General features: G+C 62.1%; 19 protein-coding genes and 1 tRNA gene. 6 read left to right on the top strand and 14 right to left on the bottom strand.

The annotated features are described in order from the left end of the window. Positions 1–5: 5 nt before the first annotated feature. The 4 genes from OC537_RS04390 to hypA all read left to right on the top strand — a co-directional run bounded on the left by OC537_RS04390 (position 6) and on the right by hypA (position 2,861). Entirely contained in the window at positions 6–257 is a 252-nt protein-coding gene (locus OC537_RS04390; RefSeq protein ID WP_262109745.1) for a HypC/HybG/HupF family hydrogenase formation chaperone, read from the top strand. After that, positions 251–1,363, top strand: a complete 1,113-nt coding sequence (hypD, locus tag OC537_RS04385; RefSeq protein WP_262109743.1) for a hydrogenase formation protein HypD — start codon at positions 251–253, stop codon at positions 1,361–1,363. Before OC537_RS04390 ends, hypD begins: the two co-directional genes overlap by 7 nt. 85 nt (positions 1,364–1,448) lie before the next feature. Beyond that, the gene (gene hypE, locus OC537_RS04380) at positions 1,449–2,453 is read left to right on the top strand and encodes a hydrogenase expression/formation protein HypE (protein ID WP_262109741.1); all 1,005 of its coding nucleotides are present in this window, start codon (positions 1,449–1,451) and stop codon (positions 2,451–2,453) included. Between the two features lie 66 nt (positions 2,454–2,519). Beyond that, positions 2,520–2,861, top strand: a complete 342-nt coding sequence (gene hypA, locus OC537_RS04375; protein WP_171275939.1) for a hydrogenase maturation nickel metallochaperone HypA — start codon at positions 2,520–2,522, stop codon at positions 2,859–2,861. Here hypA and OC537_RS04370 read toward each other — a convergent pair. Further along, positions 2,839–3,219 carry a hypothetical protein gene (locus OC537_RS04370; RefSeq protein ID WP_262109738.1) on the bottom strand — a complete coding sequence of 127 codons (381 nt, stop codon included), beginning with the start codon at positions 3,217–3,219 and terminating at the stop codon, positions 2,839–2,841. The two genes, hypA and OC537_RS04370, sit on opposite strands and share 23 nt — an antisense overlap. Between OC537_RS04370 and hypB the strand changes: the two genes are divergently transcribed. After that, positions 3,100–3,948 carry a hydrogenase nickel incorporation protein HypB gene (hypB, locus tag OC537_RS04365; RefSeq protein WP_262109736.1) on the top strand — a complete coding sequence of 283 codons (849 nt, stop codon included), beginning with the start codon at positions 3,100–3,102 and terminating at the stop codon, positions 3,946–3,948. The two genes, OC537_RS04370 and hypB, sit on opposite strands and share 120 nt — an antisense overlap. Positions 3,949–4,276: 328 nt before the next feature. On the opposite strand, the gene OC537_RS04360 is transcribed toward hypB, so the two are convergent. From OC537_RS04360 to hybO, 11 genes are all read right to left on the bottom strand, one after another. Then, entirely contained in the window at positions 4,277–4,918 is a 642-nt protein-coding gene (locus OC537_RS04360) for an ATP-binding cassette domain-containing protein (protein ID WP_262109734.1), read from the bottom strand. 114 nt (positions 4,919–5,032) lie between these two features. Then, the gene (locus OC537_RS04355; RefSeq protein WP_262109732.1) at positions 5,033–5,821 is read right to left on the bottom strand and encodes an ATP-binding cassette domain-containing protein; all 789 of its coding nucleotides are present in this window, start codon (positions 5,819–5,821) and stop codon (positions 5,033–5,035) included. A 100-nt stretch (positions 5,822–5,921) separates the two neighbouring features. Beyond that, positions 5,922–6,734 (bottom strand): ABC transporter permease, encoded by an 813-nt coding sequence (locus OC537_RS04350; RefSeq protein WP_262109731.1) that lies wholly within the window; start codon positions 6,732–6,734, stop codon positions 5,922–5,924. Further along, positions 6,724–7,734 (bottom strand): ABC transporter permease, encoded by a 1,011-nt coding sequence (locus OC537_RS04345; protein ID WP_262109729.1) that lies wholly within the window; start codon positions 7,732–7,734, stop codon positions 6,724–6,726. Before OC537_RS04345 ends, OC537_RS04350 begins: the two co-directional genes overlap by 11 nt. After that, positions 7,719–9,332 (bottom strand): ABC transporter substrate-binding protein, encoded by a 1,614-nt coding sequence (locus tag OC537_RS04340; protein WP_262109724.1) that lies wholly within the window; start codon positions 9,330–9,332, stop codon positions 7,719–7,721. Before OC537_RS04340 ends, OC537_RS04345 begins: the two co-directional genes overlap by 16 nt. Before the next feature lie 114 nt (positions 9,333–9,446). After that, positions 9,447–9,953 carry a hydrogenase-2 assembly chaperone gene (gene hybE, locus OC537_RS04335; protein ID WP_262109722.1) on the bottom strand — a complete coding sequence of 169 codons (507 nt, stop codon included), beginning with the start codon at positions 9,951–9,953 and terminating at the stop codon, positions 9,447–9,449. Beyond that, positions 9,935–10,465: a HyaD/HybD family hydrogenase maturation endopeptidase gene (locus OC537_RS04330; protein WP_262109720.1), complete on the bottom strand. Its 531-nt coding sequence runs from the start codon at positions 10,463–10,465 to the stop codon at positions 9,935–9,937. Before OC537_RS04330 ends, hybE begins: the two co-directional genes overlap by 19 nt. Next, the gene (hybC, locus tag OC537_RS04325) at positions 10,465–12,168 is read right to left on the bottom strand and encodes a hydrogenase 2 large subunit (RefSeq protein WP_262109718.1); all 1,704 of its coding nucleotides are present in this window, start codon (positions 12,166–12,168) and stop codon (positions 10,465–10,467) included. Before hybC ends, OC537_RS04330 begins: the two co-directional genes overlap by 1 nt. Then, positions 12,165–13,352 (bottom strand): Ni/Fe-hydrogenase cytochrome b subunit, encoded by a 1,188-nt coding sequence (gene hybB / locus OC537_RS04320; protein WP_262109716.1) that lies wholly within the window; start codon positions 13,350–13,352, stop codon positions 12,165–12,167. Before hybB ends, hybC begins: the two co-directional genes overlap by 4 nt. Beyond that, on the bottom strand, positions 13,345–14,388 hold the full coding sequence (gene hybA / locus OC537_RS04315; protein ID WP_262109713.1) for a hydrogenase 2 operon protein HybA: 1,044 nt from the start codon (positions 14,386–14,388) through the stop codon (positions 13,345–13,347). The genes hybB and hybA overlap by 8 nt, the downstream gene beginning before the upstream one ends. A gap of 2 nt (positions 14,389–14,390) precedes the next feature. After that, the gene (gene hybO, locus OC537_RS04310) at positions 14,391–15,524 is read right to left on the bottom strand and encodes a hydrogenase 2 small subunit (protein WP_262109711.1); all 1,134 of its coding nucleotides are present in this window, start codon (positions 15,522–15,524) and stop codon (positions 14,391–14,393) included. A gap of 884 nt (positions 15,525–16,408) precedes the next feature. On the opposite strand from hybO, the gene OC537_RS04305 reads away from it, so the two are divergent. Further along, the gene (locus tag OC537_RS04305) at positions 16,409–17,623 is read left to right on the top strand and encodes a hypothetical protein (protein ID WP_262109709.1); all 1,215 of its coding nucleotides are present in this window, start codon (positions 16,409–16,411) and stop codon (positions 17,621–17,623) included. 499 nt (positions 17,624–18,122) lie between these two features. On the opposite strand, the gene OC537_RS04300 is transcribed toward OC537_RS04305, so the two are convergent. Together OC537_RS04300 and dauA are read right to left on the bottom strand one after the other, a co-directional pair. Beyond that, positions 18,123–18,210: transfer RNA gene (locus OC537_RS04300), tRNA-Ser, on the bottom strand. Positions 18,211–18,391: 181 nt separating this feature from the next. Continuing rightward, a complete protein-coding gene (dauA, locus tag OC537_RS04295; RefSeq protein ID WP_042648100.1) occupies positions 18,392–20,128 on the bottom strand; it encodes a C4-dicarboxylic acid transporter DauA in 1,737 nt (578 codons plus the stop codon). Positions 20,129–20,240: the final 112 nt, after the last annotated feature.

Here is a 20,240-nt window from a genome sequence, read left to right as displayed (position 1 = left end):
AATCCATGTGTCTATCCATCCCCTCTCAGGTGGTGCAGCTGCACCCCGAAGATAACTGCGTCACCGTCGATACCCTGGGGGTGCAGCGGCGCGTCAGCTGCATGCTGCTCGAAGAGCCTCTCCAGATGGGAGACTATGTGCTGCTCCATATCGGCTTTGTGATGAGCAAGATTGACGAAGCGGAGGCGCAGGCCAGCCTGGAGAGCTTCCGCCAGATGGTGGCCCTGATGCCAGAGCAGGATATCTTGCCATGCTGACCTTGAATGACCTCTTTCAGGGCTTTCGTCAGCCCGACGTCATCCGCGCCCTCGCCGCCCAGATCACCGAACTGGCCAAATTACTCCCCGAACCACTGCGGGTGATGGAGGTGTGCGGCGGCCATACCCACACCATCATGAAGTACGGCCTGCCCCAGTTGCTGCCGGCCAGCATAGAGTTCGTTCATGGCCCCGGCTGCCCGGTCTGCATCATGCCCAAAGAGCGCATCGATCAGGCCATCGAACTGGCTAGAGAGCCCAGCGTCATTCTGGTCACCCTGGGGGATATGATCCGGGTGCCGGGCTCCAAGGGCACGCTGGCCCAACAGCGGGCCAAGGGGAGCGATATCCGCCCGGTCTATGACCCCCTCGACGCCCTGCGCATCGCCAAAGAGAACCCTGAAAAGACCGTGGTCTTCTTTGCCATAGGTTTCGAGACCTCCACCCCGATGACCGCCGCCTTGCTGGCTGCCGCTGAAGCTGAGGGGATTGAGAACCTCTTGTTTCATATCAACCATGTGCTGGTGCCGCCCGCCATTCATGCGGTGATGGCCGACGGAGTGGCCAAGGTGAACGCCTTTATCGGCCCCTCTCACGTCAGCGTCATCACAGGCGCCGATATCTACCTGCCTATCGTCGATCGCTATCAGGTGCCTGTGGTGGTGAGCGGTTTCGAGCCGGTGGATGTGATGGAGGCGCTCTTGATGATGGTGCGCCAGAAGGTGGAGGGTCGCTACGCGCTGGAGGTGCAGTACAGCCGCGCCGTCACTGCCAGCGGCAATAAAGCCGCCCAGCGGCTGGTCGAGCGCTTTTTCGAGACCCGCGAGCACTTTCGCTGGCGAGGCCTTGGGGATATCAACGCCTCCGCCCTGCGCCTGCGCGATGCCTTCGCCAGGCGCGATGCGGAGCGTCACTTCCAACTCAGTGAGACCCCCATCGATGACCACAAGGCGTGCCAGTGCGCCGATATTCTGCGCGGGCTGGCCAAGCCGAACCAGTGCAAAGTCTTTGGCCGGGGCTGCACCCCGACCCAGCCCATGGGCAGCTGCATGGTCAGCTCCGAGGGGGCCTGCAATGCCTACTACCGATATATGGGGATCCAATGAGAGAAATTCAGTTAAGCCACGGTGGTCGGGTGATGAGGAGAGATGAACCAGCCTGTTTCGGCAATCTTGTGGAGAACCAGACCCGATGAGAGAAATCCAACTTAGCCACGGTGGTGGCGGCGTCGAGATGAATCAGCTGATAAGCCACCTCTTCTTTCGCCACTTTGGCAACGAGATCCTGCTGCGCGGTGAAGATGCCGCCCTGCTGCCGGTAAGCGGGCCCGTTGCCTTCACCACCGACAGCTTTACCGTCTCGCCGCTGTTCTTTGAGGGGGGCGATATCGGCAAGCTGGCCATCGCCGGCACGGTCAATGATCTCGCCATGATGGGGGCCAAGCCCGAGTATCTGAGCGCCAGCTTTATCATCGAGGAGGGCTTCCCCTACGCCGATCTCGCCCGCATCGTCGAGTCGATGGCCGCAGAGCTGGCCAAAAGCGGTGCCAGCATCGTCTGCGGCGACACCAAGGTGGTGCCCAAGGGGGCAGCCGACAAGATCTTCATCAACACCAGCGGGGTCGGCACCTTCCCGCGGCCTGAGCAGAGCCGGGGCATTTCGGTGCGGAGCCTCAAGGCCGGTGACGCCATTCTGGTGTCGCGGGATATCGGCAGCCACGGCGCCTGCATCCTGATGGCCCGTGACGCCCTGCAGCTGGGCTCGACACTCAAGAGCGACTGCACCACCCTCTGGCCGCAGGTAGAAGCGCTGCTGCAAGCGGGGATCACCCCCCACGCCCTGCGCGATGCCACCCGCGGTGGCCTCGCCGCCGTGCTCAACGAGTGGAGCAGCGCCTCCCAGGTGGCCATCGAGCTGGAGGAGTCCGCCATTCCGGTGTGCGATCCGGTGCGGGGCCTGTGCGAGCTCTACGGTTTCGAGCCCCATGATCTCGCCAACGAGGGCACCATGGTACTGGCCCTGCCTGCCGAACAGGCGCAGGACGCGCTGGGCATCTTGCGGCAGTTCAACCCCTCCGCCAGCCAGATAGGCGTGGTTCAGGCGAGCGAGCGCCACAAGGTGGTACTCAACAACCCCTGGGGCAGCCGCCGTTATCTGGAGCTGCCGCAGGGGGAACTGCTGCCGCGGATCTGTTGATCGACCATGTCGTTCAGCCAATTACCGGGGGGAGTCACTCCTCCCAATATCGGTTAAGGAGCCACCATGCACGAAATGTCTCTGGCCATGGCCGCCATCGATCTGGCGGCTGAACAGGCCACCCAGCGGGGCTTTAACAAGGTGACCGCTCTCTGGCTCGAGGTCGGCAGCTTCTCCTGCGTCGACCCGGACACCATTGCCTTCTGTTTCGAGGCCGCCGCCAAGGGCACCGCCGTCGAAGGGGCCCAACTTCACTTTCAGCACCAGGCGGCAGAAGCCTGGTGTTACGACTGCAACCAGACGGTCACCCTCACCGAGCGCGGGCAGGCCTGTCCCGAGTGTGGCGGATACAAATTACGAGTCGCGCAAGGGAACAGCCTGCGCATCACCGACATCGAGGTAAGTTGATATGTGTAGCGTATGCGGATGCGGCCAGGCGCGGATCTCCGGCCATAAAGATGAGCACGACCATGCCCACCACCACGATCACGACCATGAACACGCTCATGAGCACCACCATGAACATGGCCATGAGCACGATCATCATCATGCCCATGAGCAGAGCGCGCCGCGCACCCTGATCATTCACCACCACTATCACCATCAGGGGGATGTCCATCACCACTACCACGGTGTACGGGCACCTATGGGGGCAGAGGGTCATGATCACCATCACGATCACCCTCATGACCATCATCATGAACATGCCCACTCTCATGACCACGGTCATTCCCACGCGCATCCCCATGATCACAGCCATGACCATGACCATGACCATGACCATGACCACCAGCAGGGTGATCTGCACTACGGCAAAGGGGAAGCGGGATTGTCGGTACCCGGCATGGGGCAGCGCCAGCTGATCGCCATCGAGATGGATGTGCTGGCCAAGAACAACGCGCTGGCGGCCCACAACCGCGAACACTTCGACGAGGCGGCCCAGCTGGTGCTCAATCTCGTCTCTAGCCCGGGTTCAGGCAAGACCACTTTGCTGTGCGAAACCTTGCGCCAACTGGCCGACAAACGCCCCTGCGCGGTAATCGAAGGGGATCAGCAGACCAGCGCCGATGCGGATCGCATCCGTGCCACCGGCGTTCCTGCCGTGCAGATCAACACCGGCAAGGGCTGCCATCTGGATGCCAAAATGGTCCACGACGCCTGCCACCAGCTGCCCGCCAATGAAGGGGGCATCCTCTTTATCGAGAACGTCGGCAATCTGGTCTGCCCCGCCAGCTTCGATCTCGGCGAGAAGTACAAGGTGGCGATCCTCTCCGTCACCGAGGGGGAAGAGAAGCCCCTCAAGTACCCGGACATGTTCGCCGCCGCTCAGCTGATGGTGATCAACAAGATTGACCTGCTGCCCTATGTCAGCTTTGACGTGGCCCGCTGCATCGAGAACGCCAAACGGGTCAACCCCTATATCCAGGTGATCCAGGTCAGCGCCACCACAGGCGAAGGGATGGACGCCTGGCTCAACTGGCTCGCCAGCGCCTGAGGTTACGAGCGTCCGATTACGCTGCGCTAATCGAACCTACCGCCACCAAGGTGCCGGGAATGTTGATAACAAGAGAGGGAGGCATAGGCCTCCCTCTCTTGTTATGTTCGAACCTTGCATGGCTATCTGCGCCAAACAGCCAGCTTCTCATGTGCGTCGCCCCCTCACCCTGGCCCTCTCCCCAGGGAGAGGGAATCCGTTCGTGGATACCGATCGTGCCGCCGTATCTGCAAATATTCCGACACACAGATCGCACACACGAATCGCATATTTTGCTCCCTTCTCCCCTCGCGGGAGAAGGGTTGGGGATGAGGGGGTACACCAGCGATCAGGCCGCGCTGCTCACGGCAGCCGCCTGCTCGGATGGCCCCTCGCCGACACGGATCAGCCGGTGGCACACCTGGCGCAGAAGTGCCTGCTGGTGACTGAAGATCAGCATGCCAAGCCCGCGCTGCTCACACTCGCGCATCAACTCCTGCCAGAGCTGGCGCTGGATTTGCGGATCCAGCTGGGCTGTCACCTCGTCGGCAATCAACAGACGGGTGCGGGGATCGAGGGCGCGCAGCAGCGCGATGCGGGCCAGCTCGCCACCGGAGAGCTGGCCGGGTTTACGACTGAGCCACTCCGGTTTGACCATAAAGCGGGCCAGCATGGCGTCATCAGGGCGCCACAGATCCCACAGCGCCTGCCCTGTGGTGCGATAGGGATTGAAGGTCAGTTCCGGATGCTGGGGCACCAGCTGGATGGGGTTATAGCCTTTTACCTGTTCAGGCGCAGGCTGCCCATTCAGCAGGATCTGCCCGCCAGCCAGAACCGGTTGCCAACCGGCCAATACCCGCCCCAGCGTGGTTTTGCCATAACCGCTCGGGGCAGACATCCCCAGCCGCTCGCCCGCTTTCACCGCAAGCGATAACCCCTGCCAGAGAGGGCGTTTCCCTTGGGTAATGGTGAGATCCCGTACTTCAAACATCAACAGACCTCCGGGGTAACAAAGCGTGAATGGCGCTGCGGCCAGGCCTGACATTGAATACCAGCCATTGCATATCTGCCGCGCAGCAAGCTGCCTGTTTAAGAGACGCAAACATCAGGAAACCTCCGGCACCGAGAAGAGTGCATTGAACTCCGGCAGCGCCTGCCAGTGGGCACGGAGCATCTCGCTCCCCTGCCCCTGGCGCAGGTGGTGGCAGCTCAGGGTATCGCTCACCTGGCCCTGATGCAGCGCGACTATGCGATCGGCAAAACGGGCCGCCAGCGCCAGATCGTGGGTCACCCAGAGGATGCCGCTGCCCCGATTGGCCAATTCACGCAACTGACTGAGCAGCAGACAGGCCAGCCCCTCGTCGAGCCAGGCGGTGATCTCGTCCGCCAGAATGTAGCGGGCACCACCGAGCGCCGCAGTGCAGGCCAGAATGCGCTTGGCCATGCCGCCGGAGAGCTGACGCGGATAGCGGTCCAGCGTGGCAGTGGGCAGCTGATAGCGCAGCAGCTGCTGGCCGAGCCGTTCGCGGGAACCGCTCTGACCGCAGAGACGTGCCGCACGCCCCAGCTGGCGCTCCACCGTCAGCAGCGGATTGAGGGCGCTCACCCCCTGCGGCACATAGCAGAGGGTGTGGCCGCGCAGTCCGGCACGGCTGGCGTCGCACAGGGGGTTACCATCGAGGGAGATGGTGCCGCGCATGCGCAGGTTGTCCGGCAGCAATGTCAGGGCGCTTTGCAGCAGCAGGCTCTTGCCCTCGCCGCTCCCTCCCACCAGCGCCACTATCTCCCCCGGTGCCAGTTGCAGGCTGATGTCGGTCAGCAAAGGCTGCCAGCTGCGCCGCCCCAGCCAGGAGTAGTGGGCAGCCTCTATGGTCACATGGTCGAAGCTCAGCATTGTTCACTCCCAAACCAGAGTTGTTGCAGGGCGCGCGAGTAACCTGATCGAACAGCAGCGCCAGCCAGACTGTGCTGACGCCAGATGGCAGTTTCAAATATCAGCATGCTTCACCCCTAAACCAGAGCTGCTGCAGGGCGCGGGTAGCCTGATCGAACAGCAGTACCAGCAGCAGCAACATCAGCCCCGGGAAGAGGGCCAGCCACCAGCCTCCCCCAGCCAGATAACGCAGGGCATCGGCCAGCAGCAGGCCAAGGGAGGCCTCGTGGGCCGCCAGACCAAAGCCGAGAAAGCTCAAAGCCGCGCTGTGCAGCACCGCATGGGGAAACATCAGCAAGGTGCCGATAAACCACTGGGGCAAAAGCCCCGGCAGCAGATGGGTGCGCCAGCGGCGCAGCGCCCCCATCCCCTGACAGCGGGCCAGCACCACGTAGTCGCTGCAGGCGATCCGCCGCGCCTCTGCGCAGAGAATGAGCGCCAGCTTGGGCCAGTGGGTGAGCGCCACCGCCAGGATAACCCCGCGCATGCCGCCACCCACGGTGAAGCAGATCAGGATCAGCAGCAGCATATGGGGCAGCGCCAGCATGGCGTCGATCAATAGGCGCACCGCCACATCGCATCTGGGGTGGATGAGCGAGACACTGGCCGCCACCATGGCCAGCAGACCACTGCACAGGGCCGTGCCTAGCCCCAACTCCAGACTGGTGAGAGTGCCCTGAAATGCCCGCAACCAGAGATCCCGCCCCATCTGATCGGTCCCGAACCAATGCGCCAGCGAGGGGGGTTGCTGGCGGGCCAGCAGATCCATGGGCACATCCTGATGAGAGAGGCTCCAGCCGTAGGCGGCCAGCAACGCCAATCCGATCAGGGCAAAACCCAGACGCAACATTGAGGGGAGCGGATTAAACAGCATGCTCACCCTCCCAACCCCGATTGATGCGGGCCAGCAGCACGCTGGCAACCGTATTGCCAATAAAGACCAGCAGGGTGCAGAAGAGCACTATGCCCATCAGCAAGGGGATATCCCCCCGCAGCCCCGCATCCACGGTCGCCTGCCCGAGCCCCGGATAGGAGAAGACCTTCTCCGCCAACAGGGATCCGCCAATCAACTCCCCCAGCGAGGCAAACTGCAGGCAGAGCGCAGGAGTCAGGGCGTGGCGCAGCACGTGAAAACGCAGCATGGGCCAGCCGCCATCCCCCTGGGCGCGGGCGTAGCGGATAAAGTCGCTCGCCAGCACCTCGGCCACCCGCCCCCGGGTATGCAGGGCGATGTTGCCCACCCCGAGCAGCGCCAAGGTGGTCACCGGCAGCAGCAGATGGCGCAATCGCATCAACCAGTCTGCCTCATCGGCAGCGAGCCCCGGCGTCCAGGCGCAGCAGACCGGCAACAGTGGCCAGTGCACCGCAAACAGGGCCAGCAGCAACAGGCCGACCCAGAAGGTGGGCAAGGAGGCAAGCAGGTAGGCAAAACGGCAAATCAGGCGATCGGGCCAGCGATTGAGATAGCGACCGGCGCAGAGGCCCAGCAAAATCCCGAAAAAGCCGGAGAGCAGCCAGGCACCCGCCAGCAGCAGGAATGAGGCGGCAAAGCGCTGGCCTATCACCTCGCCCACAGGCGCGTTGTAGAGCATGGAGTAGCCGAGATCCCCCTTGAGCACTTGGCCGAACCAGTGCCAGTAGCGCAGCCAGAGCGGCTGATCCAGCCCCCAGCGGGCGGCGATGCGGGCGTACTGCTCCGGCGGCACATGGAGCAGATCGTTGCCGATATAGGCCTTGATGGGATCGATGGGGGAGTAGCTCAGCAGCACAAAGGTGGCGACCGAGACCAGACATAACAGCCCTGCCAGACGCAGCAGGGCTTTTAGCAACAGATAACCTGAATGACTCAAGTGCGAACTTAACGGCACGTCCACCGCCAATCCTGCAGGTTGTTGAGGAGTGACCAGCTACCGTGAATTTCCGGCGCCCCCTTGCCAAGGTCGATGCAGCGGTTGGCCAGATAGGTGTGCTGCACATTGAGCAGCCAGGCCCAGGCGGCATCCCCCTGCACCCCGGCGCCAGTTTTGCCATCCCACTCCACCTGCTGCCAGAAGGGCACGGCCGCCTGCCAGTCGGTGGCATCCAGCGCCTGCTTGAGATGGCCATCCACCACAGGGTTGCTGTAATAGCCCGGGTTGTAGAACTCCACGCCGCCGGAGCCGCTCTGGTAGTGGTGATAGAGCTCCATGGGGTCCAGACTCCCCCACCCCATCAGCACAGGATTGGCATGCATCTCGCGCTCCACCTGCTCCCAGCTGCCGGACTTGAGGCTCACATCGAGACCTATGGGTTTGAGCATGGCGCGCACCGCTTCCGCCAGATCCCGGCGGGTGCTGTCGCCACTGGTGTACCAGAGGGTAAAGGCGGCGCGCAGGTCGCCCTTGTGGCGAATGCCATCGCTCCCCATCTTCCAGCCTGCCTCGTCGAGCAGGGCATTGGCATGGGTGACATCCCCATCCTTAAAGGCGGCTGCAGGGTTCTTCCAAGGCAGGCCTTCCACCGCGCTGTAGGCGGGGATGGCGTGCCCTTCCAGCAGCTGATCCGCCAGCAGCTTGCGGTCGATGGCGTAGTTGATGGCGCGGCGCACCGCCACATCGGCGGTCACGTCGTTGCCGACGGGATAACCCTTGGCATCCTTGCCGCCCGCAGGCGGAATGGGGAAGACGATGCCACGGTTCTCCACGCTCGGCCGTACCCACAGTTTGAGTGAGGCAGGCACGCTGGGCGCCAGCGACGGGGGGATGCGCACCAGATCGAGCTGGCTGCTCTGGGCGGCGGCATAGGCGCTCTCCTCATCGATAAAGACAAACACCAGCCGTTTGAAATCATTGTTGCCGCCGGCGTAATAGGGGTTCGCTTCCACCACCAGTTGCTGACCGGGCAGGAAGCTCACCAGCCGATAAGGGCCGGCACCGACAGGCTTTTGGGCATACGCCTTGGGATCGTAATCCCGCTTTGACACTATCCCCAAGGAGCCCAGCACGTTGACGAAGGTGCTCTGGGGGGCGCTCAAGACGATGGCGACCTCGGTGGGCGACACCACTTCAGCCTTCACGAAATTGCCCATATCGATCTTGCCGCCGCCCCTGGCCGCGCTGTTGTAGGTAAAGGCCACATCTTCGGCGGTGAGCGGCGCGCCGTTGGAGAATTTCAGATCCGGCTTGAGGGTAATAAACCACCCCTTGCCATCCTTGCTCGGGGTCACCGCTTGGGTGAGCAGATCCTGCCAGCCGAGATCCGCACTATCGCCAGCAATCTGCTTGAGCAGCGGGCTGTGCAGCAGCAGATAGCTGCCGTGACTCCAGCCAAGCAGGGGGTCGAACCCTTCGGTGGGCTCACTGCCGATGGCAAGCTTGAGTTCGGCAGGCAGCGCCTGAGTGGCGGGGACGGCGGCCTGCACCCAGGGGCTAGCGCCGAGCAGCAGGGCCAGTACAGCAGCGGCGCCGCGTGGATCACAAGGTCGGATGGTCATGGTATTCCTCGTTCATGGGTTGCCAGGTTGCGTGAGAACGCGAGAAAGGTGGCACCGATAGAAGCGAATGAGGGGCCGATAGGGCCCCGTCTCTTTTTTGCCAATGCAGGCAGGCTAACGCCCGCGCGCACCGAACAGCCGTCTGCGACCCAGATCCACGCCGCCAGCCCCTTGCTGCACCGGCAAGGAGAGCAGCATCTTGAGGGTGCTGCTCACCAGAGCGCGCCCCTCCTCGGCCCCAAGGTGCGGATCGAGCGGCGACATCAGCGAACAGGCCAGCAGCTGTCCCGTCTCGGGCAGTTCGCCCACCATAAAGGTCAGGTTGCCGCAAGGGAGCTGCAGGGCGAGCCGATCGCTGCTGCTGCGCACGGGCCAGAGCTGATCCGGCCCCGGCAGCACCACCAGGCTCAGCATCCAGGGGGTGAGCACGCAACCGAGCCACTGCTCTTCAAACAGCACGCACTCCACCACTATGGGCATGGTGGCGTGATAGAAGGGCAGTCCTTGCATCTGTTCCCGGGCAATCCGCTCGTACTGGGCCACCAGCAGGGGCGCAGGATTGGTGGCAAAACCGATGAACTCCTGCACGGCATCAAGCTCGCTTAAATGGGACTGCGCCATAGACCCTCCCGTGCTTGTTCAGCTTTTTCCTGCTCAGAGAGCGGGATGGCGGGGGCGCCGACGCTGGCCAACAGGGTCAAGATCCTATCCGTCGCCTCCCCCATGGCGGCCGCCACTAGCGGGGTGAGGCCGATGCGGGGTTCGAGGGATTCAGGCTCTATGCCGATCAGGGTGAGCCGCTTGGGGGATTCCCCCGTCATGTGCAGCGCCGAGAGCACGTCCGCCAGTCCCAGCTGATGGGGGGAGATCTTGCGGCCAAACAGGGTCGGGATCTCCTCATCTTTCAGTGTCACCACTGTGCCCGGCGGATTACCGCTGCGCACCGCATCCGCCAGAATGATGTGGTCGCGACTGGCCATGGCTTCGAGCAGCTCCATGCCGGCCGTGCCGCCGTCCAGCAGCTCTATGCCGGGGGCGAAACGGTATTCGCGCCCCAGCGCCTCGACGATGCGCACGCCCACCGCCTCATCGCTCAGCAAGAGGTTGCCGACGCCAAGGATCAGGGTGTTCATCACAGCACCTTCACCTGAGTCGTTTCGCCATTTTGGGTATCCACCACGTGGACCGCGCAGGACATGCAGGGGTCGAACGAGTGGATGGTGCGCACCACCTCCAGCGGCTTGGCCGGATCGGCCACCGGGGTACCTACCAGCGCTTGCTCGTAGGGGCCGGGCTCGTCATTGAAGTTGCGCGGGCCCGAGTTCCAGGTCGACGGCACCACCGCCTGATAGTTGGCGATCTTGCCCTCCTTGATGACTACCCAGTGGGAGAGCATGCCGCGCGGCGCCTCTTCAAAGCCCACGCCACGAAACTCCTTGTCCGCCGGGATCTCGGCCTTGATGTAGGCGGTGAAGTCCCCCTTGCCGATGTTGTCGATGAGCGCCTTCCACTGGTGCGCCAGGGTGTCTTTCAGCACGCAGCAGCGCACAGCGCGACCGATGATGCGCCCCAGGGTGGAGTGCAGCTGTTCAGTCTTGATGGCAGAGCCGGTGAGTGCCTTGTAGATGCCGTTCAACTGGTCGAAGTGCGCCACCGTTTCCGGGTGTTTGGCGGCCAGTTTCACCAGCAAGTCTGCGAGCGGCCCCACCTCCACCACCTTGCCGTAGAAGGTGGGGGATTTGACCCAGGAGTATTTGCCGTCATCCTGCCAGCCGGTGTAGTTCGGCTCCGTCTTGCCCTCCCACGGCTTGAGAGGTTCGTCATCCTTGTACCAAGCGTGCTTGTTGCTCTCGGCGATGCCATCCATCAGCCAAGCATCTTGATGACTCTCGATGGGGCGATATCCCGCCAGATTGCCATTCTCGATGTAACCACCCGGCATCAGGAAGCTGCCCCCCTTGGCGTCAGTGGGGAGCTCGGGCACGCTCAGGTAGTGCTTGGCCCCCTGCCCCAGTGCCAGCCACTCGGGGTAGTGCGCGGCTATGATGGCGGCATCCACCTTGTAGACCTGTTCGATAAACTCGCCGAGCCGGTCGATAAAGCTCTTCACATACATGAGGCGCTCGAGGTTGAGCACGCTGGGCGCATCCAGGTTGATGGGGTTGGCCACGCCGCCCACCGCCAGGTTCTGAATGTGCGGGCTCTTGCCCCCCAGGATGGCGACGATGCGGTTGGCATCGCGCTGGCACTCCAGGGCCTGCAGGTAGTGGGCCACGGCGATGAGGTTCACCTCAGGGCTCAGCTTCATCTCCTTGTGGCCCCAGTAGCCGTTGGCAAAGATGCCTAGCTGGCCGCTCGCAACCAGGGCGCGGATCTTCTCCTGCACCTTGGTCAGCTCCTCGGCGCTGTTGAGGGACCAGGTAGAGACCCCCTTGAGAATATCCGCCGCCTTCTGCGGATTGGCCTCAAGGGCTGCCGTGATGTCCACCCAGTCCAGCGCCGAGAGCTGGTAGAAGTGGACTATGTGATCGTGGATGTTGTGGGCCGCGATGATGAGGTTGCGGATGAACTGGGCGTTGACCGGCACCTTGGCGCCGATGGCGTTCTCCACCGCCCGCACCGAGGCGATGGCGTGAATGGAGGTACAGACCCCGCAGATGCGCTGCACTATCATCCAGGCGTCGCGCGGGTCGTTGCCCTTGACGATCTCCTCCATGCCGCGCCACATGGTGCCGGACGACCAGGCCTTGGTGACTATGCCGCCTTCGATCTCGCAGTCGATACGCAGGTGCCCCTCAATGCGGGTGATGGGGTCTATGGTGATACGTTGGCTCATACGTTGGCTTTCCCTCGGGCCTGATAATCTTGGTGAACACGTTCAAGTGATGGCAGTACCGGCAACAGCCGGATCAACAGCAAATAGGCACACACCTCGATGGCGACGAAGCCCAGGGAGATCAGCACCTCCTCCGCGGAGGGGAAGTAGTGGTAGCCATTGCCAGGGGTGAAGGCGAGCAGGGAGTAATCCAGTCGCCAGAGGGCTGCGCCCAGCAGCATGCTGAGGGCCCCCAGGAACAACATGCGCGAATCCCGGCGGCTCTTGTCCCAGTGGAACACCAGCAGCGGGAATATCATCAGGGCGATCTCGCTCCAGAACATCAAGGCGTAGCGATTCCACTCGGAGAGGTACTCCGACTTGTCGTTGATGACGATCTCGGCAAAGCGCAGCGCCACAAACAGGATCAGGAAGATGTCGATCACCTGGGTCAGCTTGTAGAAGAGTGACTTCTCGTTGGGCCCACGCCCCGCCAGCCCCGCCTGCACCAAAGAGCCCTCGAACACTACGATGGAGAAGCCCATGATGAAGGCGGTGAGCAAGGAGAAGACCGGCAGCAACTCGTAGCTTTGCCAGAGCGGATGTATCTTCTCCCCCGCCACTATCATCAGGGAACCCATGGAGGACTGGTGCATGGTGGGCAGCAGCGCCCCCAACGCCAGCACGAAGAACATGATCTTGTTGAGGCGAATGAGTGACGCCTTCCAGCCGAACTTCTCCAACAGCACAGGTGCGAACTCCAGCGCCATGACCCCGATATAGATGGTCATGCAGACCGCCGTCTCGAACAGTACCGAGGAGGTGTTGAAGTGGCCGGGCAGATAGAAGTAGGGCAAATTCCAGTAACGCCCCACGTCTATGGTGATGGAGAGGCCCCCCAGCGAGTAGCCGAACAGGCTCGCCAAGAGCGCAGGTCGCACCAGGGGGTGATACTCGCCCCGGTTGAACACATAGACCGCCCAGGCCAGTGCCCAGCCGCCGCAGGCAAAACCTGTGCCTATCAGCAGGTCAAAGGAGATCCACAGCCCCCAGGGATAACCCCCGTTGAGATCGGTGACCGAGCCCAGCCCGAAGAAGAGGCGCTTGAGAATAAGCATGCCGCACAGCACGGCGAAGGGGGCCAGCACCAGCACCGGCCAGCTGACCAGCTTGCCGCCGAGCGGATGCGCCTTGTGATTACTCATGATCCTTGCCTCCCTTTGCCGAGCCCTGATCCTGGTGACTGTCAGGCCCATGGCCCTCGTCATCATGGTGATCGTGGCCATTCTTCTTGCTGTTGCGGCGAATGAGCACCGAGAGCCCGGTCAGCACCACCATGGGCAGCACCATCCCCTTGTAGAGGGTGTGCTGGATATGCTCGGAGCGGGCACCGGAGGAGAGCTCCGGCAAGTCCGGCATGTCGAGCTTGGTGTAGGGCACCCCGGCCAGCACCAGCACCTGGGTGCCGCCCCCCTCCTTCTCGCCATAGACGTAAGGCTGGTAGCTCGGCACCTCATGCAGATAAGGGTCGTTGGCGGAGAGGGTCTGGCGCGGATAGGCATATTCACTGCCAGGGGTGGCCAGCAGGCGGCGCTTGGCCTCGGCCATCAGCTCCTCGCGGGTGCCGAAAATCACGGCGCCGGTCGGGCACACCTCGACACAGCCGGGCAATTTGCCCTGATCAATCCGTTCAAGCCCCTTCTGGTTGCAGAGCTCGCACTTGTGGATGGCCCCAAGCGGATTGTCGTAGTCATATTTGGGCACATCGAACGGGCAGCCCACCATGCAGTAGCGGCAGCCGGTGCAGACGTCCGGATCGTAGTGAACTATGCCGGTCTTGGGATCTTTGGTCAGGGCCTGCACCGGGCAGACAGAAACGCAGTTGGGATCGACGCAGTGCATGCACTGCTTCTTGATGTAGGCATAGCCATCCACCAGCTGATCCTTGTGCTCGCCAGTGCCGCTCTTCCACACCTGAATGATGTTGTTGGTGTAGGGCGTCAGCTTGTCGTTGGTGGACCAGGTCTGTGCTCCCTCCGGATTGGCCGGGTTGCCGTTAAGGCGCTGGCACTCCGCCACACAGGCCTGACAGCCGACGCAGAGGGTGGAGTCATACAACATGCCGAGCGACCCGGGAATGGGCGGCTTGTTCTTGGCCGCCGCCATGGCGGTACCGGGGACGGCTGTGCCCGCCGCCAATGCACCGACGGAGGCGAATTTGAGGAAATTGCGTCTGTTCACGGTCACTCCTCCCGTGATGGGTGCTGCCCGGCTTCGTGGCGCTTCTGCTGGCGACCGAGTTCACGCACCGTCATCAGACTCACCCCTACCAGCACCCCGAGGGCGCCACCGATGAGACCGGTGGCGGTGGGCGAGGTATAGCCCCCCTCCTGGATCTTCACATCGGGTTTATCCACCCGCGGGGTCGGGTTCTCCACCTTGGCGAGCTGGAATATCCCCTTGCTAAAACCGACCCCTTGCTCGTTGCAGCCATAACAGGGGTGGCCGATACCGACCGGCCAGATGCCGCCGCCCACGTCGCAGAACTCCAGGGTCGAGCAGTTGCCATAGGTCTCCGGTCCTTTACAGCCCAGATGGTAGAGGCACCAGCCCTGACGGTGGCCCTCATCGCCGAACTCCTTGGCAAAGCGGCCTGCGTCGAAGTGCGGACGACGCTCGCAGTTCTCATGGATCAGGCGCTCATAGGCAAACAGCGGACGCTTCTTGCTGTCCAGCGCCGGCAGCTTGCCGTAGGTGATGTAGTAGGTGACTGTGGTGAGGAAGTTGTGGGGATTGGGCGGGCAACCCGGGATATTGATGATGGGGGTGCCGATATTGCCGAGGGCCTCCTCCAGACTGACGGCGCCGGTCGGGTTGCCACCACTGGCGGGCACGCCGCCCCAGGCGGAGCAGGAGCCGATGGCGATGACCGCAGCCGCATCGGCGGCCGCACGGCGAATATGGTCGACGATGGGCTCACCGGCCACCATGCAGTAGACACCGCCATCCTTGAGGGGAATGGAGCCATCCACCACCAGCACATACTTGCCTTTATAACGCTTGATGGCGTTGTGCTTGTTCTCTTCCGCCTGATGACCAAAGGCCGCCGAGAGCACCTCGTGATATTCGAGGGAGATGGTATTGAGGATCAGGTTTTCGATGGTGGGGTGGGTGGCGCGCAGCAGCGACTCGGTGCAACCTGTGCACTCCTGCGCGCCAATCCAGATCACCGGCGGTCGCTCGGGGCTGGTGAGCGCAGCAGCCATCTTGGCCACGGCATTCTGGCTTAATCCCAGGGTTGCGGCCATCCCGGCGCACAATTTCATAAAGTCACGGCGATTAATTCCATGAGCCGATAAAAATGTATCCTCGACCATTCTTTTTATTCCCGTCAGTGAGCATTGTTTGACAAATGCTTAATGGCGGGAATGCTATTCCTACCCCTTACCCCCCATGTTGATCTTTATCAAACAGAAACACATTACTTGCCCATGATATCGACATTGCGAAATAAAAAGCTATATATAACATACACTTATTAAGCTCAATACGCAACCCGCCATACCCACAAAGTAGTATTTATTGGCGCATCGTGATTTAAATAAATATAAATTACGCCCTAATCAGAACATACGTTATGAAAAATGAAAGCGTTGTCACAGTATTTTCTATTTGATGCTGTTAATCGACCATTTAACCCCATGATCTCACCTTGGTATAAATAACACTCCCTTGTTCCAGACCACCAGACTGCAGGAGAATCAATCAACAGATCGCGATTGGCAGAGTCAAGACGCCGGTTGAATGACAGAAATCATCGATGCTGATCGACAGGGAGGTTTTCCTGCATTTCGCAATCAGACATAACCCTTTCCGGGACATTCAACCACCCGTTGTGTGCATCAGACGCTATGGTGCACTCCATCTGCAATGCCTGTGCAAAACGCAGTAAACAAGGATGTCAAAATAGGCTGGTTATCACACCATGAGCATGGGCAAACGCTATACCTATAGCCATGGGGCTTGGCTCAGGGGCATTGCGGTGGAACCCGCCGTCACGGCAGTCATTTTCCTCTGCCAATCCTGTTTTCATATGGGATTTTCAGCCAGCAAAGAGGCTGAGCTCAGAGGATCCGTCATGGTGCACTCATGACACCAAGCCCGAATCCCGGCACGCAGCAGCCTCCCCTTCCACCCTGGTGGCAAAGGTAGCCGGTGGCGGTCGGATAGCACATTTGTCGCACAGCAAGGTGGTCCAATCATGTCGCATCACAGGCCTGTCACCCCGCCCGATCCCCTCAGCCCTCCCCTGTCCGATCCCAGCAACTTCTCCCTGATCCTGGGGGGCCCCCTCTATCAGCTGTGGAGCCGGGCGCATCTTGGTGACATAGAGGCGCACATCAGGCGACGGATCCTCGTCCTGAGCGGGATCTGCTGGCTGCCCCTGTTGTTGCTGTGCGGGTGGGACGGCAGCCTGCTGCAAGGGGTGGCGGTGCCCTTTCTGCTGGACGTAGAGACCCATGTCCGCTTTCTCATCTGCGTCTCCTTGCTGGTGTTCGCCGAACTCGTTGTCCACCAGCGCATCCGGGGGATCGTCAGCCAGTTCATCGAACGGGGATTGATCTCGCCGCTCTCCTTGCCACGCTTTCATGACGCCATTCGCAGCGCCATGATCTGGCGAAATTCGATCCCCGCGGAAGTCGGGCTCATCCTGCTGGTCCTCTCTATGGGGTACTTCATCCGGACCCACACCTTCGTCCTGGAGTCCTCGACCTGGTACGCCACCATGGAAGGGGGTAGCCCGACCCTGACCCTGCCCGGTTTCTGGTTTTTCTGGGTGAGCAACCCCATCATCCAGTTTCTGCTCCTGCGCTGGCTCTATCGGCTCCTGATCTGGACCCGCTTCCTCTGGCAGGTCTCCCGGATCCCCCTCTCCCTCATGCCGACCCATCCCGATCGCAACTGCGGCCTCGGCTTTCTCGGTGGCTCGGCCTACGCCTACTCGCCGCTGCTGACCGCTCTGGGGGCCCAGCTTGCCGGCTTTATCGCCAACCGGATCTTCTATGACGCCGCCGTGCTCACCGCCTACAAACCGGAGATCATTCTGCTCGCCGGCTTCGGCTTGCTGCTGGTGCTGGCGCCTCTGACGGTCTTTGCTCCCCATATTCTGGCGGCCAAGCGTCTGGGACTGCGGGAATACGGCGCCCTCGCCGCCGAGTACAGCCGCAGCTTCGAGCACCGCTGGCTGCGCACGACGGACAGAGACGGGGAATCCCTGCTCGGCGCCTCGGATATCCAGTCCCTCGCCGATCTGGGTACTGCCTATGCCGTCATCAAGGAGGTCAGGCCCATGCCATTCAGTCGGGACATGTTCCTGCAACTGGTGCTCGCGACTGTGGTGCCCTTCCTGCCCCTGCTCCTCACCCTCTTCTCCTTCGAGACACTGCTCGACAGGCTGGTGGGGGTGATCTTCTGATGCAGATAGGGAAGGAAAAGGTGGCATAAGACGGACGGATTGCCGTCTCCGGCAAGGAGACACAGCCACCCTGCGCTGAAGCCGAGGAGATGACGACCCCAACAACAAAAAAGCCCGACCATCAGGTCGGGCTTTGAATGTTGCGGTGGGCCCGGATTGACTCGCGCCATCCCTGGCGCTCGCCCTGCGGGCAGCCTTCGGCTGTCCAAGCGGGCTATCCTGCCCTCTTGTCGAACCAAGGCCCGAACCGAACCGCCCCTCGCTGGGCAGCAGGGAATGTGATAACCCCAGATGCAAGAAGCCCGACCATCAGGTCGGGCTTTGAATATGGCGGTGGGTCGGGATTGACTCGCGCCATCCCTGGCGCTCGCCCTGCGGGCAGCCTGCGGCTGTCCAAGGGGGCTGTCCTGCCCCCTTGTCGAACCAGGGTTCGAACCGAGCCGCCCATCACCGGATAAAGTAAAAGGGCCTGTCGCGAGACAGGCCCTTTTACTTTATTTGGCGGTGAGGGAGGGATTCGAACCCTCGATACGTTGCCGTATACACACTTTCCAGGCGTGCTCCTTCAGCCACTCGGACACCTCACCAAATTTTTGACTGCTGTTTAACGTGTTCAGCCAACACGGGCTCGTTGCGCTGCTGCGCTGGAACGGGGCGTAATGTAAGGGATAGGAGCAAGCCGGTCAATCTCATTTTTCATCTTTTGCTATCGTTTGCTCAATTTGCGAACCAACTGACCAAAAAGATGCCGTTTCCTATCCCTTTACGTCAATTTTCAATCGCTTCGTGCAAATGTTCCCCTCTGATAGCCTCCTCTAGCGAGCCGTAGAACTCCAGCTCACCCGGGACAGGACGCACCTTGGCCCGCGCCAGGGTCTTGAGGGGCTGGAACTGCAACTCGGCCACCTTCAGCTGGACGCCCGACTTGGCCATGCGTTTGGCAAATTGCTGGAAGGCAGAGAGCCCGCCGGCGTCCAGGATGGAGACGGCCTCCATCTGCAGGATCAGCGCCTTGTGCTCCCCCACCTGGGCCAGCAGCTCCTCGAAGACCCGCTCGGCGGCGGCAAAGAACAGGGGACCGTTGATCTTGTAGAGCAGGGTCTGCGCCGGCACTTCGCTGGCATAACGGCCGTGCTCGGCCAGGTTGTGCAGTCGGGTCATCTTGGCGATTTCACGCATGAACAGCAGGGACGCCAGGATCACCCCGAAGGTGATGGCGATGACCATGTCGAAGATGACGGTGAGGGACAGGCAGACCAGCAGCACCAGCACATCCGAGCGGGGCGCCCTGCGCACCAGATCCACCACCTTGTGGGCCTCGCTCATGTTCCAGGCCACCAGCAGCAGCAGGGCGGCCATGGCGGAGAGCGGCAGCCAGGAGAGCCAGGGGGCCAGCACCAGAATGGCGGCCAGCACCACCAGCGCATGGACTATGCCGGAGATGGGCGAGGTGGCACCGGCCCGCACGTTGGCAGCGGAGCGGGCGATGGCGGCCGTCGCCGTGATGCCGCCGAAGAAGGGGGCGAGTATGTTGCCAAGCCCCTGCCCCACCAGCTCGCCGTTGGAGCTGTGCTTGCGCCCCGTCATGCCGTCCAGCACCACGGCGCAGAGCAGGGATTCGATGGCTCCCAGCATGGCCATGGAGAAGGCGGCGGGCAGCAGCCGCTCTATGGCCGCCAGATCCCAAACCACGGGGGCGCCGTCCGGCCCGGGCAGGGCCCAGGGCATCACCAGGGTCGGGGCTATGGGGGGTATCCCCATGCCCTGAGTACCATCGGCCAGGGTATAGCTGAACTTGCTGCCTATGGTGGCCACGTCCACTCCCAGGGCGTGCAGGCCGACACCCAGGCCTACCCCCACCAGCACGGCCGGCAGGTGACCCGGCACCGGCAGCCGCAATCTTGGCCAGAGCAGCAGCACCGCCAGGGTGGCCACCCCCACCAGGGTATCACCCCACTGCCAGCTGGGCAGGGCATGGGCCAGCGCCTGCACCTTGCCGACATAGGTTTCCGGCATCTCGGGAACGTGCAGGCCGAAGAAGTCCTTGATCTGCAAGGTGGCGATCACGATGGCGATGCCGCCGGTGAAACCCAGGGTCACCGAGGGCGGAATGTATTCGATGAGGCGACCGAGGCGCGCCATCCCCATGGCCACCAGGAAGAAGCCAGAGATGAGGGTCGCCATCAGCAGGCCCCCCACCCCGAATTGCTGGGCCACCGGATAGAGGATCACCACAAAGGCGGCGGTCGGCCCCGAGATGGAGAAGCGCGAGCCCCCCGTCACGGCGATGACGATGCCGGCTATGATGGCGGTGTAGAGGCCGTGCTGGGGCGGCACCCCGCTGGCAATGGCCAGCGCCATGGCGAGCGGAATGGCGATGATGCCGACCGTGATGCCGGCGATGAGGTCGCGGCCGAAGCGCGCCACGCTATAGGGTTCATCGATGCAGGATTGGCGCAATGCGATAGCCAGCTTCACGCCTTGTAAGGAAGCTTGATTGTGCATGTCTAGGGTAATACCAGAAGAGGGAGACAAAGGCCGGAGTGAACCGGCACCCGATCATCATCAAGGGCCGGCAGAGCTGTCGACGCGGCGATGGTATCCAGAGCAACCATAC

The sequence above is a fragment of the Aeromonas sp. Marseille-Q5825 genome (assembly GCF_946892685.1).
GTDB classification, from domain to species: domain Bacteria; phylum Pseudomonadota; class Gammaproteobacteria; order Enterobacterales; family Aeromonadaceae; genus Aeromonas; species Aeromonas rivipollensis.
This window is presented reverse-complemented; position numbering and strand designations above follow the sequence as displayed.

What these genes read in the sequence shown, in the direction of transcription:
- hybC (WP_262109718.1), bottom strand. Translation starts at nt 12,168, where the DNA reads ATGAGCCAACGTATCACCATAGACCCCATCACCCGCATTGAGGGGCAC.
- OC537_RS04305 (WP_262109709.1), top strand. Translation starts at nt 16,409, where the DNA reads ATGTCGCATCACAGGCCTGTCACCCCGCCCGATCCCCTCAGCCCTCCC.
- OC537_RS04390 (WP_262109745.1), top strand. Translation starts at nt 6, where the DNA reads ATGTGTCTATCCATCCCCTCTCAGGTGGTGCAGCTGCACCCCGAAGAT.
- hypA (WP_171275939.1), top strand. Translation starts at nt 2,520, where the DNA reads ATGCACGAAATGTCTCTGGCCATGGCCGCCATCGATCTGGCGGCTGAA.
- hybO (WP_262109711.1), bottom strand. Translation starts at nt 15,524, where the DNA reads ATGGTCGAGGATACATTTTTATCGGCTCATGGAATTAATCGCCGTGAC.
- OC537_RS04370 (WP_262109738.1), bottom strand. Translation starts at nt 3,219, where the DNA reads ATGGTCATGGCTGTGATCATGGGGATGCGCGTGGGAATGACCGTGGTC.
- hypB (WP_262109736.1), top strand. Translation starts at nt 3,100, where the DNA reads ATGGGGGCAGAGGGTCATGATCACCATCACGATCACCCTCATGACCAT.
- OC537_RS04360 (WP_262109734.1), bottom strand. Translation starts at nt 4,918, where the DNA reads ATGTTTGAAGTACGGGATCTCACCATTACCCAAGGGAAACGCCCTCTC.
- hypD (WP_262109743.1), top strand. Translation starts at nt 251, where the DNA reads ATGCTGACCTTGAATGACCTCTTTCAGGGCTTTCGTCAGCCCGACGTC.
- hybB (WP_262109716.1), bottom strand. Translation starts at nt 13,352, where the DNA reads ATGAGTAATCACAAGGCGCATCCGCTCGGCGGCAAGCTGGTCAGCTGG.
- hypE (WP_262109741.1), top strand. Translation starts at nt 1,449, where the DNA reads ATGAGAGAAATCCAACTTAGCCACGGTGGTGGCGGCGTCGAGATGAAT.
- dauA (WP_042648100.1), bottom strand. Translation starts at nt 20,128, where the DNA reads ATGCACAATCAAGCTTCCTTACAAGGCGTGAAGCTGGCTATCGCATTG.
- hybE (WP_262109722.1), bottom strand. Translation starts at nt 9,953, where the DNA reads ATGGCGCAGTCCCATTTAAGCGAGCTTGATGCCGTGCAGGAGTTCATC.
- OC537_RS04350 (WP_262109731.1), bottom strand. Translation starts at nt 6,734, where the DNA reads ATGCTGTTTAATCCGCTCCCCTCAATGTTGCGTCTGGGTTTTGCCCTG.
- OC537_RS04340 (WP_262109724.1), bottom strand. Translation starts at nt 9,332, where the DNA reads ATGACCATCCGACCTTGTGATCCACGCGGCGCCGCTGCTGTACTGGCC.
- OC537_RS04355 (WP_262109732.1), bottom strand. Translation starts at nt 5,821, where the DNA reads ATGCTGAGCTTCGACCATGTGACCATAGAGGCTGCCCACTACTCCTGG.
- OC537_RS04330 (WP_262109720.1), bottom strand. Translation starts at nt 10,465, where the DNA reads ATGAACACCCTGATCCTTGGCGTCGGCAACCTCTTGCTGAGCGATGAG.